Here is a 14,766-nt window from a genome sequence, read left to right as displayed (position 1 = left end):
AGCAGGTAACCTTTGAAGGTTGCCTGCTTTTTAATGACTTGTTTAATGATCAGTGTTTTTATCAAACCAGCTGTCAAAGCCTGTCTCCAGAGCCATGTACTTATTTAGAGCTTCGGGGCTTTTGTCGGTATCAAAGGTTTCGTCAGGCTTTAATCTACATAGAAGCATGCCTCACGGTTTATTATTGTTGATGCTGTATTTGAAGCTTGAAGCCCATGCGCCAAATGTAAGCTCATTCCAGACTTGTCGGCGCCATTGGACGCGATCATAAGATCACCATGGCCGGTAGAGAAGCTTAGTTTGCACCAGTTTAGATCTCTGCCCACAGTTTCTTTGCAATAATCTTGACAAGCTTGAAAGTCTTACCTACCTAAGTTCCTGCATATTGGGATATAGAGACTCTTTGCGGGTCAACTTTTGATACTTTTGACACATATACAGAACATACGCACCAATGTACAGATCAGCTTTTGGGAGCTTGGGCTTGGCTTTCCCATGCTCTGAAGCTGATTTTCCGCATCCTGGAGACTTGTTCTGAATGCAAAACCACATATCTGCATTTATTGGATCACTTACTGTCTGCTGGAAATACTGCGTGAGCTATCATTTCTTCAAGATTTTTTTTGATCTGGTCTGTTGTCATAGTGTCCCCTTTAAAAAAGCGATTAAAAGTATGGCAATGATCTATATACTATCCGTAAGCGGAAAAACTTTAGTAAATGATTTTTTTTTGCATTTGATAAGGCGCTTTCTATAAATATCGGCAGGATAATAGATAATATAAAGAATACATATATCATATTTTAGTAATCTACGGCTACTAAAAAGGTATGCCTAATAGTAGGTCATACCTTTTTTACAGGTTGGATTAAGATATCAGTTTTGATATCAAATGATACATCGACTTCGTCACTGGGGGCGTCAAAGCACTTTATACTCATGCTTGACATCGAATTTCTTTTTCAAGAGCATTCATCATAATATTCATGGCAAGATTTGCCTTTTTTCAAGATCATTGTGGATGATCCTAAGTCCTTCCATACCAGGCATGTTGCCATACGTACCGGAGATGACCACTACGTTTTCGTCATTTGTAAAGCGGAGATGATCATCCCAAGATAATCCTCCATACAAGGAGCTTTTTGCTTTTTTAGTGAAGAGAGATCTTTTTGTTAATTTATCAAAAACAGAACTCTGTCTTTGCCAAAAACAGACGAGATATATGTGCTGTATCCTTCATTGAAAACAGCTGTCTGTAAGAAGGTAGTAGTCTTCTTTGAACATTTCTGCGGCTTTATCTGCAATCTGCTCAAAATCAGTATGTATCTGGTAGAAAAGAAAATCATTGATCATCATGTCAAGGCACATAATAGGGATAAAATAACTGCCTGACATGATCTTAAAATCTCTTTCGTGAAGATCTATTGCAATGATCCCGTCAAGCCCTTGAACAGGTTCGTATCTGTCGATATCAGGTTCTAGCGGAAGCAGCACACAGTTAAACTTCATGCGTTCAAAGCGTTCTGCAAGAAGATTTATAAGCTGCATGATTCGGGCATTTCGCGAAGGGGTTCCTGCCATTACAGGATGTAAAAGAATTCCGGAAGTACAGGGATGTACTTCTATCCCAGTCAAGATGCTGTAGATGATACCAATTGTATAGCTGCTTTTTTAGTGTCATTATTTTTATATTTTTCCGGAATCTGGGTAGTTTAGATATTAGCCACCTGAAGGACTTTTTTTTCTGGTGGCGTCACTTATCTTGGTTCCCTTTATCATTTAAAACATATGAAACAGTAGCCACGGATACACCTGCTTTTTTTGCTATGTCTTTACAGTGGCTTTTTTCTCTTTGGCCATTTTTAACCTCATGTCGCGAGTGAAACGAGGATCAATGGTTCAAATTGGTGGAGTCATGACACACTTGGGTTTGAAAGTGAAACACTTTCAAACTTAACCTCACGTCGCGAGTGAAACGAGTGGTTCAAATTGATGGAGCTCGCGTCATCAATTTGGGTTTAAAAGTGGAATACTTTCAAACTGGTGCTCTTCCTTTAGATTAGTTAAGTTAACAAGTTAACCCAATAATACCAAAAAATATGCCATATTGACAAGTTTGGGCAAAAGTGATATTTATAATTTAACAGCTAAGTTAACAAGGTTAACAAAAACGCGCTGATCAATTTAAGCACTGATCAATTTAAACACCGATCAACTTAAGCACCGATCAATTTAAGCACCGATCAATTTAAGCAACGATCAACTTAAACAACGATCAATCTTAAGCACCGATCGATTTAAGAAACGATCAACTTAAACATCGATCAACTTAAGTCACGATCGGCGCAAAAATCACATGATACAAACAAGGGAGGTAAATATGAAAAGAATAACGTATTATCTAAAGTCGCAGCTCTTTTAACAGGAGTAGTTCTGCATACAGCAGGATTGCTGACAGGATGCGGAGATACTTCCAGTCAGGCCGGTAGCGCTGCAAGTACTGCAGAGACGATAACAGTAACATTTATGAATCAGGACGAGACTATCGGAACAGCAACAGCTAACGTCGGAGAAGTTCTTGATAAGTCTTCATATGAAGCATTTGAGACAGCAGAGTCAGGTGAATTTAACGGATGGTATGAGACACCTTCATATCTTGAATCCAGCAAGAAGGATCTTAAAAACAGATTCTTTTACCAAGGATACAACTCTTTATGGAGATTTCAGAGCTGCAGAAGTATCTGAAGATACACGTCACTGGTACATTGCAGGAACTTCCAAGACAGGATCACTTGCACTTAACAACTGGGCTGCAGACCTTAGTGATGAAGACAAGGCCCAGTTTGAGCTTGTTCCTACAGGTAATGCAGTTAATGAATTCTCACTTACAATAGATCTTTATGAAGGCGATCAGTTCCAGATCATTCCTGACTGGTCATGGATGGTCAAAAAGGCTACGGCAAGTTCACACAGATTGATGATACTCAGATGGAGAATGCAGGCGGCCTTGCAGACTCAGTTGACAAAGCTAATGTACAGGTTAAAGAAGACGGCAACTACACCATCACTCTTACAACCAATCCTGACAATCAGGCTCAGGACACGCTTACTATTGTAAGAAATTCTGACCCGGTAGGGGCAAACTGATCAGAATCCAACTTTGAAAATGTTTCATTTTCAAACCCAAATTGATATTGCGAGCCCATCATTTTGAACTATTAGTGGCTTACTTTGCGCGCAACATGAGGTTAGGTATGAATCAATTAGCATTACAGCACATTACAGATTCTGCATATTGTTTTCCTGTATCAGACAATGAAATTGTTATAAGGCTCAGAACAGCAGCTGATGATATCAAGGATGCTTATATAATATACGAGAGCAAGTACAAGATTGCAGAAAGCCGATACAAAAAGCCAATGACCAAAATAGGTACCGGCAGGATATATGATTACTATTCTATTCGCTTAAAGCTTGATGATACAAGGCTTGCGTATGTTTTTTATCTAAATGACGGAGAGAATTATTACTACTTTTCAGAAGACGGCGCTTCACTTGATTATGATTTTAGTAAGGGATATTACAATTTTTTCCAGTATCCGTATATAAACGAAGCTGACATCCATCATAAGGTTGAATGGCTATGTAATAGCTGCTTCTATCAGATATTCATAGACAGATTCTGTATAGGAGATGATAACAAAGATAAGAGCTATATCAACCTTAAGTGGGGAGATAAGCCAACTCCAAAGAGTTTTGCAGGAGGAGATATTAAAGGATCATTTCAAAACTTGACTATATCAAAAGTATAGGCTGCGATGCCCTTTATCTTACGCCCATATTCAGATCGCCTTCCAATCACAAATACGACATAGTTGATTACTATGATATAGATGAGCACTTTGGTAGCAAGGAAGATTTTAAGGACCTTGTGGAACAGCTTCATAAGCGTAACATGCGAATAGTTCTGGATGCGGTTTTTAATCATGTAAGTGAAAAAACGAGTTGTTTCAGGATGTCATCAAGAAAGGCAAAGACTCTGAATATTTTGATTACTTTGTGATCCGCGGTGACAGACCCTGTAAGAATCCTCTAAATTATGAAGTCTTTGCTGGTTGCGATTATATGCCCAAATGGAATACCTCCAACCCGGCAGTGCAGGACTATCTTATCGCAATAGCCCTATACTACATACAGGAGTACGATATTGACGGTTGAGGCTTGACGTATCTGATGAGATCAGCCACGATTTTTGAGGAAATCGAAAAGCGATTAAATCTGTCAAAAAAGATGCAGCCATAATCGGGGAGAACTGGCACGACGCATCGGTTTACCTTAGAGGCGATCAGTATGACAGCATCATGAATTACGCTTTTACTAAGGCATGCCTTGACTATTTCGCATATAATAAACTGGATGCCACGAAGACGGCACAAAAGCTTAATGACATACTTATGCGAAATACCGATACAGTTAATGATATGATGCTGAACCTTTGGACAGTCACGATACCGACAGATTTTTAAATGAGGTCAAGGGAGATAAGGACAAACTCTATGCTGCACTCTGCCTTTTATATCTTTTCCTCGGTGCTCCATCCATATTCTACGGTACGGGAGTGCTATACCATGGGAGGATATGATCCGGATTGCCGCAGATGTATGGACTGGGAGACAGCTCTTAATAAGGACAATAAGGCAGTATTATTGCTTAGTAAGTTATCCCTAATTAGAAAAAAATGTGAATTCTCTTTGAAGGTACATTGGTAAATGCTTCACAAGATGGAAGGGTACTGATTTTGAAAAGACATGGCCAAAGAGCAGATGCCGAGCTTTATATAAATCAGACAGATGAGGTAGGTACTTATAACGAATTACAGATAGCCCCCGGAGTTTCAGGCTATTTGCAGATGGAGGAGAAATATTATGAAATATCAGAAAGTTACTGCTACTGTATTGACAACAGTTATGACCCTTGGAACCTGCGCCTGTGGCAAAAGTCAAGAGACACAGACAGGGACAGGTGAAGGCGGAGAGACTATCACTCTCAGAATCCTCGAAAATGATACGGCCAAATCAGAAGGCTATCTTGATGAACTTTTAAATGCCTTTAATGAAGCCTATAAAGACAAGGGCATTCAGGCAGTTGATGCCAATATGGAAGAATACAGTAATCTTGCAGAAAACGGCCCTTATGGCTATGGCCCTGATGTTTTGTACCAGGCCAACGATAAGCTTATGGCCTATGCAGAAGACAAACATCTCATGGCGATAAACAAAGAGGATTTTGAATGCGCAGACCAGATACCGCAGGAAGCCTGGGATGCATTTTCCGTAACTGTTGACGGTCAGAAGTACACCTGCGGAGTACCGGTTAATGTTCAGGAGCCGATGCTCTTTTACAGGAAAGATCTTCTGCCGGAAGATTGGGAGAGTACATGGGATAGTGATGGAAGCGGTACTCCTGATTTCTTCGAAAACTGGAGCTCCTTATATTCATATTCCAAAGAGCTTTATGAGTCATCTAATGGCGAGAAATTCGGTCTTGTTGCGCCTTGCAATGACCTTTATATGATGGCTGAGTTCATATTCTCATATGGCGGATATGTATTTGGTCAAAACGAAGATGGAAGCTTTAACTCAGAAGATATCGGCTTTGCAGCCGGGGATACAGCCAATGGTATAGCGGCTATGAGACAGTTTGCCGGGATCATGAGCGAAGAGTGCCTTGACGATTCCATCAAGCAGAGCAGATATTCTAAGGTTGCTGATGGATCATATTTTTGCTCAATCTCAACCCCCTGACACTTACGTCCTTTTCTATGACAGGTTACAAGAAGTATATACAGGCGAAGGCTTGAGCGAAGAAGAGGCTGACAAGAAGGCCACCGAGAACCTTGGTATGGTCGAGCTCCCCGGCAAGATGCCATCTGACGGTGATCTTGAATCCGGTACAGCAGATACAGACACGATCGTAATGGGCGGCGTGAATGGATATGGCATCAGTGCTTATACAGAGCATCGCGATGCCTGCATAGAATTCGTTAACTTCGCTACTAGCTATGAGATGATCACAAAGAGAGCACAGATCCTTGGAATAGCTCCTACAAGGGGAGACGTAGCAGATGAAATAGGCGGTGTGACAGGTATGATATTTGAGAGCCTAAATGAAGGACATATATATCTCATGCCTTCTGTCAAAGCAGTCGATCAGATCTGGGACCCGATGCAGACTCTTCTGAGCGATGTTGCCAAGGATGCTTTCAGACAGTCCAAAGGAGAAACTGTCAAATACGAAGATACATCGGCAATACAGGATGCCCTTGACAAAGCTGACCAAAGCATCTATGACGCAATCTATACTCTTGCTAATTAAGAGGTGCCGGCATGAAACACAGTAATCTAAAAACCAAATGCTCTTATGTAGTGATGGGACTTGGCCAGTTTCTATATGGTCAGAGGATCAAAGGAATACTGTATATGGGCATTCTGGCAATATATCTTATATATCTTTTTACTCAGGGAATCTCTGACATGACAGGACTCTTCACCCTCGGAACCATCGAGGGTGATCCTTGGCTTGGGACCAAGGGCGATGATTCAATTATTATGATGTTGAAGGGCATCCTTTCATTCATGATACTTGAGCAGTTATCATTTTTTATCTTTGCAATATCAGAGATATAAAAAATATTCAAAAGCTAGCAGAAAGCGGCAGGAGAGCGCCTGGTTTTCTTAAGTCGGTGGAATCGTTTGTGGACAAAAAATTCTATGTTGTAGCTCTTTTGCTCCTGTAGTCGGTGTGCTTATATTCAATGTTCTTCCAATTGTCTTTATGATCCTCATAGCCTTTACCAACTACGGCGGCAATATTGTACCGCCAAAGCTTATCGACTGGGTAGGATTTGATAATTTCAAGCAGATTTTCGCTATGTCCGGCATCAAAGAGACATTTTTTAGGATTCTTAGCTGGAATATAGTCTGGGCAGTCTGTGCTACAGTCATCAATTATTTTTGCGGTTTGTTTCTTGCGCTGCTTCTTAATAAGAGATGTGTCAAAGGAAAGACCTTCTGGCGGGCATTTCCAATTATCGCTTATGCAGTTCCCGGATTTATAACCCTTCTTGGTTTTAAATTCATGTTCTCTTATGGCGGCCCTATCAACTATTATATTAAGGCTCTTGGCGGGAGCAGCATTGGCTTTCTTGATATCGATGCCGGCAATAAGGCAAGGCTTATAGGCCTTCTTGTAAATGCATGGATATCTGTACCCACATCGATGCTGCTTGCAACAGGAATCCTTTCTAATATGAACAATGAACTGTATGAAGCAGCAAGCCTTGACGGAGCAGGAAGATGGAAACAGTTCACAAAACTGACACTTCCATTTGTTGTCTTCTCAACAACTCCTACGCTTATAACAGGATTTGTAGGCAACTTTAATAACTTCGGTGTGTTCTATTTCCTTAGAGGTGGCCTTTATCTTGACGATTATTTCCTTGCCAGCGATACAGATCTTCTTATCAACTGGCTGTATAATCTTTCAATTGATAATAATTACTATGGAATAGGAGCTGCGGTGAGCCTTATCATATTCGTGATCACATCAGTGATATCGCTGTCAACTTATGTTAATTCATCAGCATTTAAGAAGGAGGATACATTCAGATGAGAAAAGAAAGAATATCTGAAGTGGTTATTACATACATCATTCTCATACTCGTTTCCTTCATATTCTTTTTCCCCGTACTTTGGCTTGTAATGGCATCCTTTTCTGCAACAGGGTCAATATACGATTATGATGGATTTTTCCAAAGAGCTTTAGTACAGGAACCTATTATAAGCTTTTTAATGATACTGCAATGTATGATTATCCGGCATGGCTTAGGAATACTCTTTTGTTTCTGCCTGCTCATGCATACTTTCTACAGTGCTTGTGATACTTACTGCTTATACCATGAGCAGATTCAAATTCAAAATGAGAAAGCCTCTTATGAAGACAACTCTGGTACTTAGCATGTTCCCAAGCTTTATGGGGATGACAGCAGTATACCTTATCATGATCAATTTCAATATGATCAATAATCTGTGGAGCCTTATACTGATCTACTCAGCAGGTGCACCTATGGGATATCTGGTCCAAAAAGGATATTTTGATACGATCAGTACATCAATATATGAAGCTGCAACAATAGATGGAGCTTCCAATCCGACTATATTCTTTAAGGTAACGCTGCCTTTGTCCAAACCAATCCTTGTATATACAGCGCTTACTTCTTTTGCATGGCCTTGGAGCGATTTCATACTTCCTAACATGCTCCTTAAGAACAGGGACTTGTGGACTGTAGCTGTAGGACTTACACATCTTGGCGAAACGGAGTTTTCAAGATTTGCGGCAGGTGCCATATTCATCGCAGTACCTATCGTGATCCTGTACTTTGCACTATCAAGATTTTTGGTGGCCGGAGTGTCCGACGGAGCAGTCAAACAGTAAGGTGGTTCCATTTTAATGCCTGTGAGGAATCGGGACTTTAAACTCCAATTACATTTAAAAACAATATTCATAAAAGTGTGATATCATATAGCTAAAGCAAAGGCGCTTACAGATAGTTTGCGCACTTTGCTTTTTTTGTATTTTGAAAAGAAAAAGAAATGAGGAACAAATAATGCAGGACGGTTATTTGAAAGTTGCTACTATTACTCCTATGGTAAGAGTTGCAGATGTGGAGTTTAATACTAAAGAAATATGTAATTGCATAGATGAAGCTCTGGCAAAAAAGGTTAAGCTACTGGTATTCCCGGAGCTTTGCATAACAGGATACAGCTGCCAGGATCTTTTTTTCCAAAATCAGTTATTGCAAAGAGCATTGGAAGGACTTCAAAAAATAGTAAAGCACAGTCAGGGCGCTGACGCTCTTATCTTTGTAGGATTACCGCTTGTTATAGAAGGAAAGCTATACAACGTAGCTGCAGCTATATGTAATGGACAGATCCTTGAATTGTACCAAAGACCTATCTGCCGGGTTATAACGAGTTCTATGAGACAAGACACTTTCACTCAGGAAGAGACTTAAATACCATGATAAGGATAGGCGAGATGGAAGTAAGAGCATGCACAGATATTATATTTGAGTGCAGGCAGATGCCATCTCTTAGGGTCTCATCCGAGCTTTGTGAAGATTTGTGGGTTCCGGAAAGCCCGAGTATAAAGCACTGTAAAGCCGGTGCTACAGTAATAGTCAACCTGTCAGCTTCCAATGAGATAATAGGTAAGGGAAGATATAGAAGGAGCCTTGTAAGTGCTCAGTCTGCAAGGCTTGTATGCGCTTATCTGTATGCATCTGCAGGCCCGGGAGAATCCACTCAGGATGTTGTTTTTTCAGGCCACAATCTGATAGCCGAAAACGGGACTATTTTAGCGGAGTCTGAGCGATTTATAAAGAACATGACCATATCAGATATTGACCTTGAGTATATCGAATCTGAAAGAAGACGGATGACAACATTTGAACCTGATTGCAGCAGTCAATATACCAAGATCGAATTCACGCTAAATATTGAAGAGACCAGGCTATCAAGATATATAGATCCAAACCCATTTGTGCCTTCCATAGAACAGGAACGGGAATACAGATGTAACGAGATCCTTACTATACAGGCGATGGGACTTAGGAAAAGGATAGAGCATATAGGCTGTAAGAAGGTAGTTATCGGTATATCAGGCGGTCTTGATTCTACACTGGCTCTTTTAGTAACAGCAAAGGCTTTTGATTATCTTGATCTTGAACGCATCGGTATAATTGCTGTGACTATGCCTGGTTTTGGAACTACAGACAGAACATATGATAATGCAGTAATGCTCATCAGGCAGATCGGAGCTTCATTTAAAGACGTGAATATCAGTAAGGCGGTAAGACAGCATTTTGATGATATAGGTCAGGATGAAAATGTTCATGATGTTACTTATGAGAACAGCCAGGCAAGAGAAAGAACCCAGATACTTATGGATATTGCCAATAAGGAAAATGGAATAGTGATAGGAACCGGTGATCTATCAGAACTAGCACTTGGATGGGCAACTTATAACGGCGATCACATGTCGATGTATGCGGTGAACTGTTCTATTCCAAAGACTTTGGTGCGCTATCTTGTGAAGTACTATGCTGATACGTCAGATAACTTAGATCTTAAAAAGACGCTATATGATATTTTAGATACACCTGTATCACCTGAATTGTTGCCTCCGGACGGTGATAAGATCATGCAGAAAACTGAGGATCTGGTAGGTCCATATGAGCTTCATGACTTTTTTCCTTTATCATATGCTAAGACTATCCCAAAGTCCTTCCAAGATATACAGGCTTGCAAAACTGGCTTTTGCTGATGTGTACACAGAAGATGTTATCCTTAAATGGGAGAAGACTTTTTATAAGAGATTCTTCTCGCAGCAGTTTAAGCGCAGCTGTCTTCCGGATGGCCCGAAAGTTGGATCTGTTGCAGTATCTCCAAGAGGCGATTTAAGAATGCCGTCTGACGCGTGTGTAAATACATGGCTTGAACAAATTTAGCAATAATACTTATAGTATAAGATAAAAGTCAAAATAATATGTTATTATTATCTATGAAGGCAAAGGCGCTTTTGTTGAGCGTCTTTGCCTGTTTTTTTTGCGGAGGTGGATATGGTAACTTTGAATGATTATCTTTATAGTGGGGATACAGTTCTTAGAATAATACAAAAGTACTCGGAAGCACTAAAAGAATCATCTATCGAAACAGGGAATACGGTAGATCTTTTTCATAGTAACTTTCTTCTGAGAATGGAAGAACTCCTCATACATAATGACTTTCTTACATCACAGTCGCAGCGTATCAGGGAATTGTATAAGTACATGACAGATGAATATCCGTTTCTGGCATTTACTTTTAAGGGAAGGATCAAGTCACTTATTCGTGCAGAAGAAAAGTTTAATGCTTATATTTTGAAAATAGTTTATGAAAAATACAAAGATAGCAAAAGTTACCCAGGTCCATCTGAGATAAAAAACAGTATAGATCATTTCAGGGATCTGATAGCGTATAGAATTGTCGTGTCTATGCCAAGATGTCATGTTGCAGATAAAAATGAAAGAGAAGAAGCAGAGATAAAGTATCTTTATGAGATATCTGATATGCTTCCGGATTTTCTTGAAAGGCGGGGATTTAGCGTTGAGATCTCAACAGGGGAGCAAAGCTTGAATCAGGAAGACTTAGTGAATCAGTAAGACCATACTTTAAGGATTATATTGAAAATCCCGGGCCTATGGATATCAGTCGCTTCATATTACCTTATATGATAATGAATCAAGAAGCTTCGTGGAGGTGCAGTTAAGAACAAAAAAGATGGATGATAATGCAGAGATAGGCCCTGCAAACCATCTTGGATATGAGAAGCGGCAGGAAAAAGAGCGAAGCCGCAGGAATGCAATACCGCTTGGAGAAAATATATATTTTGATGAGGCATATGAAAGAGGGATGCTTTTGCAACAGTTGGATCTGTCAAAGGTAGATGTAAATATGTTCAGCGCAGTGAATAATAGTCTTATCAACGATGGCTGCGGCCTTTATAGAGGGCGGCTTATTCTTCCTTTCGAACACTTGTCTCGTTTTCAAAATGATGTCAAGTATTGATCGTGCCATGGTGGCTCATAGTAAACGACTATTTTTGAAAATGAGAAAAATATTTTTCTACAATTGATCCTGACTGGATGATTTTTTATGTAAAGTGTGATAGAGATGTAAAAGTGGAAGTTAAATTCCACTTTTTATATCACATATATTAAGTGTGACATTTTCACTTAAAATTTTTTTCTCATCGTTTGCAGAAATGCCCGAATCAGTAATAATAGTATTAAAATCTCTGATATTCCCAAATTTTTTCATAACATGTTTTCCAAATTTGGAATGGTCGACTAAAAGGATGTTATTCTCAGAATTCTTCATGATGAGCTGCTTGATAGAGCTGTCCATTTCTGTACTTGTAACTCCATATTTGGTATCTATGAATCCTGTTCCCAAAAATGCTGTATTAAAATGAAATGTTGATAAGTATGTCATGGTATCAATATCCATAGCACCGCCGGTGGTTTCATTATATTTACCTGGAGCAATGTACAGATTCACATATGGATTGTGGGCGCATTCATGCATTACAGATAGAGAACTTGTCACTACTGTATGATGTAATGCCGGAAGAAAACGAGTCATGAGTAGAACTGTTGTACTTTGATCCAGGTAGATCACATCATTTTCTTTTATATGTTCACAAGCACGGCGAGCAATAGCAACCTTGGCAGAGTAGAACTTTTCTTTTCGAATATCGAAATCATATACCGAGGAAGAAGGGTGGCGGAGTGTAGCTCCCCCATAATGCGAGATTAGTATTCCCTGGTCTTCCATGATATGAAGGTCTCTTCTTATAGTCATATCGGACACTCCATATCTGGCAGCTAATTCTTTGACATTTACTGTTAATGTTTCTTTTAATAATTCATAGATCTGGGCTCTTCGTGTTATGCCTGTAAGTTCATTTTTGTTATTCATAGATAACCTCATGTCGTGAGAAAAACGAGTGACTAATGGTTCAAATTTATGAAACTTTCGTTTTCAATTTGGGTTTGAAAATAAAATAAAACATTTTCAAACTTAACCCACATTTCTGATAAATGTTTAATCTAACAATAATATACCATATAAACGCCAAAAATAAACATCAAAAAACATTATACTGTGTTTATTTGCGTGGTATTATCTATATACTTCAATTGATTATTGAAAGGAATATTTTATGAGTAAGAAAAAATACTTGTTTTTTGATATCGACGGAACCCTTGCTGCAGGCGGCTATGAAAATTTCTATATACCGGATTCAGCTAAATTGGCGATAGATAAGCTAAAAAAAGCAGGACACTTTCTATGTATTGCTACTGGAAGAGCACAAGCTCTTGCAATAGATACAATGAAAGACCTTGGCTTTGAAAATATGGTTAGTGATGGTGGCTACGGTGTAACAATCAACAACTCTCTTATTGGTATTAAACCTCTTCCTAAAAAGGAGATAGTGGCACTAATTAGAGAATGCCAGGAAAAGGGATTTCCTTGGGGAATACAGATAGATAATTCTGCTACAAGAACTGTTCCGGATGACCGCTTTCAGAAAGTCGCACATGATATTTACATGAAACAAAGAATTGTAGAAGGGCTTGATCCCGAGGATTATGAGAATATTTATAAGGCATATGTGGCATGCAGTATAGAAGAAGAGAAAACACTTAAATCTTTGAAAAATCTTCCTTGGTATAGATTTCATGAAAATTACTTGTTTGTTGAACCTTCATATAAATCTGTTGGAATAAAAAAGGTAATGGATTATTTTGGTGCAGATTACAAAGATGCAGTAGTATTTGGCGATTCAGGAAATGATATTTCAATGTTTAAAGATGATTGGACCAAAGTAGCAATGGGCAATGCAATACCTGAATTAAAAGAACTGGCTGACTATGTAACAGATGATGTAGATAAAAATGGAATATATAATGCCTGTGAGAAATTAGGCCTCTACACACCTGTTACTTGTTAAAAAATTTTCAGCGTTATCCGAGCGGAGCGTAATGAATATAAAATTAAAAGTACTAAAACTTCCCACTTGGACGGGCCGGCATCCCCAAAGTCTTTGCATGGATGGGAAAGGATAATAAATTGATATTGGTTGTTCCTTAGGCCGGATATCAGTTCATCTTCTGACTTGTTTTCTGAGATTAGCGAAAAGGACAGGAGTTGCCGCTCCTTTCCTTTTCTATGCTGCTTAGTATATTTATCTTCTTCTATGCTGTTTAATATACTCATAGCGGCAAGAAGAGATCATCAAGCGTAAGCACTTCTGATATATGTCCCATATGCGCTGTTCCGGAAGTCCCTTTTGCTGAAATAAGGGTGATTTTTATCGCGTTTTTGTATTTGTCATATCTTTAAATACTGACTTTTTGTTAATAAGTTCTTTCTCATAATCTGCAGACACAACATATGCAGAATCAGTACATTTAACTTCGCATAAATCTCCTTATCAGGATATACTATGTAATATCTTTATATCATGCAAAAGACCAAATATCTACACAAACAAGCAGATAAATGGTCTTGACAGCACATGAAAAGTATTCGAAGACCAAATATCGGCACTTATGAAGCAATGTGGCTGCGAAAAGTTCGAGGGCGGAAGAGGATCAGGAATAGGCTATTATCATGTTGAAACCAAGCGCATCCTTCAATTTGACGGTCCGCACCCAGGTAATGAACTGTACAGGTATCACGTAAAGATGGATTTTATAATAGAAAGGCCTTGATGACAAGGCTTTTCTTTATTTGTTTCAACTATTAAGATATAAGGGTATGAAACCTTTTCTGAGCAAAATAGGGGTCATTTTCTTTCAATGTAACATTTCAAAAATGGCTCAAAGCGAATGCTGGGAAAACATATGGTAATGCCATTGATGCTTATTATGAAATCAAGAGAACGGCAAAGCAGGGGCAGACCGTTATTGGAAAGCAGTTCGAGTATAATACCTATATCAGGGATTTCTTTGCAGATAACAAAGGTGCTTCGCTGGATGATGCTATAAGATGCTGGAAGTATAAGAAGAGCCTCAAAGGTCAAAACAAATATGAGAGATCTGATCTTAAAGTGTTGGAACAGTAAACCGGAATATATTTCAGAATAATCGGCGAAGTATAT

18 protein-coding genes and 3 pseudogenes are annotated in these 14,766 nt (G+C 39.1%); 17 read left to right on the top strand and 4 right to left on the bottom strand.

The window, feature by feature from the left end:
- Window positions 1–42: 42 nt before the first annotated feature.
- From I7804_RS19035 to I7804_RS19465, 3 genes are all read right to left on the bottom strand, one after another.
- Entirely contained in the window at window positions 43–168 is a 126-nt protein-coding gene (locus tag I7804_RS19035) for a hypothetical protein (protein ID WP_282570538.1), read from the bottom strand.
- Window positions 169–1,236: 1,068 nt separating this feature from the next.
- Window positions 1,237–1,635, bottom strand: coding sequence for a hypothetical protein (locus tag I7804_RS18890; protein ID WP_248406121.1), 399 nt, complete (start codon window positions 1,633–1,635; stop codon window positions 1,237–1,239).
- 118 nt (window positions 1,636–1,753) lie between these two features.
- Window positions 1,754–1,828 (bottom strand): LacI family DNA-binding transcriptional regulator, encoded by a 75-nt coding sequence (locus I7804_RS19465; protein ID WP_420314871.1) that lies wholly within the window; start codon window positions 1,826–1,828, stop codon window positions 1,754–1,756.
- 620 nt (window positions 1,829–2,448) lie between these two features.
- Here I7804_RS19465 and I7804_RS18885 point away from each other — a divergent pair.
- From I7804_RS18885 to I7804_RS19350, 14 genes and pseudogenes are all read left to right on the top strand, one after another.
- On the top strand, window positions 2,449–2,745 hold the full coding sequence (locus I7804_RS18885) for a hypothetical protein (RefSeq protein WP_248406120.1): 297 nt from the start codon (window positions 2,449–2,451) through the stop codon (window positions 2,743–2,745).
- A complete protein-coding gene (locus I7804_RS18880) occupies window positions 2,657–3,118 on the top strand; it encodes a hypothetical protein (protein WP_248406119.1) in 462 nt (153 codons plus the stop codon). Before I7804_RS18885 ends, I7804_RS18880 begins: the two co-directional genes overlap by 89 nt.
- Before the next feature lie 136 nt (window positions 3,119–3,254).
- Window positions 3,255–3,812, top strand: a complete 558-nt coding sequence (locus I7804_RS18875) for an alpha amylase N-terminal ig-like domain-containing protein (protein WP_248406118.1) — start codon at window positions 3,255–3,257, stop codon at window positions 3,810–3,812.
- On the top strand, window positions 3,779–4,063 hold the full coding sequence (locus I7804_RS19360; RefSeq protein ID WP_334303711.1) for an alpha-amylase family glycosyl hydrolase: 285 nt from the start codon (window positions 3,779–3,781) through the stop codon (window positions 4,061–4,063). Before I7804_RS18875 ends, I7804_RS19360 begins: the two co-directional genes overlap by 34 nt.
- On the top strand, window positions 4,006–4,218 hold the full coding sequence (locus I7804_RS18865) for a hypothetical protein (RefSeq protein WP_248406117.1): 213 nt from the start codon (window positions 4,006–4,008) through the stop codon (window positions 4,216–4,218). The genes I7804_RS19360 and I7804_RS18865 overlap by 58 nt, the downstream gene beginning before the upstream one ends.
- Window positions 4,219–4,361: 143 nt before the next feature.
- The gene (locus I7804_RS18860; RefSeq protein WP_248406232.1) at window positions 4,362–4,526 is read left to right on the top strand and encodes a hypothetical protein; all 165 of its coding nucleotides are present in this window, start codon (window positions 4,362–4,364) and stop codon (window positions 4,524–4,526) included.
- A 399-nt stretch (window positions 4,527–4,925) separates the two neighbouring features.
- Complete coding sequence (locus I7804_RS18850) at window positions 4,926–5,804, top strand: sugar ABC transporter substrate-binding protein (RefSeq protein ID WP_248406115.1); 879 nt, start codon at window positions 4,926–4,928, stop codon at window positions 5,802–5,804.
- Window positions 5,805–5,856: 52 nt separating this feature from the next.
- A complete protein-coding gene (locus tag I7804_RS18845) occupies window positions 5,857–6,375 on the top strand; it encodes a hypothetical protein (RefSeq protein WP_248406114.1) in 519 nt (172 codons plus the stop codon).
- An 11-nt stretch (window positions 6,376–6,386) separates the two neighbouring features.
- Window positions 6,387–6,686: a hypothetical protein gene (locus I7804_RS18840; protein ID WP_248406113.1), complete on the top strand. Its 300-nt coding sequence runs from the start codon at window positions 6,387–6,389 to the stop codon at window positions 6,684–6,686.
- A gap of 115 nt (window positions 6,687–6,801) precedes the next feature.
- Window positions 6,802–7,671 (top strand): carbohydrate ABC transporter permease, encoded by an 870-nt coding sequence (locus tag I7804_RS18835; protein ID WP_248406112.1) that lies wholly within the window; start codon window positions 6,802–6,804, stop codon window positions 7,669–7,671.
- Window positions 7,668–8,015 (top strand): hypothetical protein, encoded by a 348-nt coding sequence (locus I7804_RS18830; RefSeq protein WP_248406111.1) that lies wholly within the window; start codon window positions 7,668–7,670, stop codon window positions 8,013–8,015. Before I7804_RS18835 ends, I7804_RS18830 begins: the two co-directional genes overlap by 4 nt.
- Window positions 7,993–8,493: an ABC transporter permease subunit gene (locus I7804_RS18825; protein ID WP_248406110.1), complete on the top strand. Its 501-nt coding sequence runs from the start codon at window positions 7,993–7,995 to the stop codon at window positions 8,491–8,493. The genes I7804_RS18830 and I7804_RS18825 overlap by 23 nt, the downstream gene beginning before the upstream one ends.
- Before the next feature lie 172 nt (window positions 8,494–8,665).
- Window positions 8,666–10,567: pseudogene (locus tag I7804_RS18820) on the top strand (NAD(+) synthase).
- 111 nt (window positions 10,568–10,678) lie between these two features.
- Window positions 10,679–11,666: pseudogene (locus tag I7804_RS19350) on the top strand (guanosine polyphosphate pyrophosphohydrolase).
- A gap of 120 nt (window positions 11,667–11,786) precedes the next feature.
- Here the strand turns inward: I7804_RS19350 and I7804_RS18810 are convergent.
- Complete coding sequence (locus tag I7804_RS18810; protein ID WP_248406109.1) at window positions 11,787–12,590, bottom strand: DeoR/GlpR family DNA-binding transcription regulator; 804 nt, start codon at window positions 12,588–12,590, stop codon at window positions 11,787–11,789.
- Between the two features lie 232 nt (window positions 12,591–12,822).
- Between I7804_RS18810 and I7804_RS18805 the strand changes: the two genes are divergently transcribed.
- The 3 genes and pseudogenes from I7804_RS18805 to I7804_RS19345 all read left to right on the top strand — a co-directional run.
- On the top strand, window positions 12,823–13,614 hold the full coding sequence (locus I7804_RS18805; protein WP_248406108.1) for an HAD-IIB family hydrolase: 792 nt from the start codon (window positions 12,823–12,825) through the stop codon (window positions 13,612–13,614).
- Window positions 13,615–14,215: 601 nt separating this feature from the next.
- Entirely contained in the window at window positions 14,216–14,377 is a 162-nt protein-coding gene (locus I7804_RS18800) for a hypothetical protein (protein ID WP_248406107.1), read from the top strand.
- Between the two features lie 86 nt (window positions 14,378–14,463).
- A pseudogene (locus I7804_RS19345) lies at window positions 14,464–14,730 on the top strand (hypothetical protein); the annotation flags it as partial.
- Window positions 14,731–14,766: the final 36 nt, after the last annotated feature.

Source organism: Butyrivibrio fibrisolvens, assembly GCF_023206215.1.
Taxonomy (GTDB): Bacteria; Bacillota; Clostridia; order Lachnospirales; family Lachnospiraceae; genus Butyrivibrio; species Butyrivibrio fibrisolvens_C.
The sequence above is the reverse complement of the archived record's forward strand: the minus strand, read 5'-3'. Positions and strand labels throughout refer to the sequence as shown.

Bases quoted from the DNA above. Each gene is read 5' to 3' on its own strand.
- I7804_RS19035 (WP_282570538.1), bottom strand. From the start codon at position 168: ATGCTTCTATGTAGATTAAAGCCTGACGAAACCTTTGATACCGACAAA.
- I7804_RS18800 (WP_248406107.1), top strand. From the start codon at position 14,216: ATGAAGCAATGTGGCTGCGAAAAGTTCGAGGGCGGAAGAGGATCAGGA.
- I7804_RS18810 (WP_248406109.1), bottom strand. From the start codon at position 12,590: ATGAGGTTATCTATGAATAACAAAAATGAACTTACAGGCATAACACGA.
- I7804_RS18875 (WP_248406118.1), top strand. From the start codon at position 3,255: ATGAATCAATTAGCATTACAGCACATTACAGATTCTGCATATTGTTTT.
- I7804_RS18805 (WP_248406108.1), top strand. From the start codon at position 12,823: ATGAGTAAGAAAAAATACTTGTTTTTTGATATCGACGGAACCCTTGCT.
- I7804_RS18850 (WP_248406115.1), top strand. From the start codon at position 4,926: ATGAAATATCAGAAAGTTACTGCTACTGTATTGACAACAGTTATGACC.
- I7804_RS18830 (WP_248406111.1), top strand. From the start codon at position 7,668: ATGAGAAAAGAAAGAATATCTGAAGTGGTTATTACATACATCATTCTC.
- I7804_RS18825 (WP_248406110.1), top strand. From the start codon at position 7,993: ATGAAGACAACTCTGGTACTTAGCATGTTCCCAAGCTTTATGGGGATG.
- I7804_RS18840 (WP_248406113.1), top strand. From the start codon at position 6,387: ATGAAACACAGTAATCTAAAAACCAAATGCTCTTATGTAGTGATGGGA.
- I7804_RS18860 (WP_248406232.1), top strand. From the start codon at position 4,362: ATGAATTACGCTTTTACTAAGGCATGCCTTGACTATTTCGCATATAAT.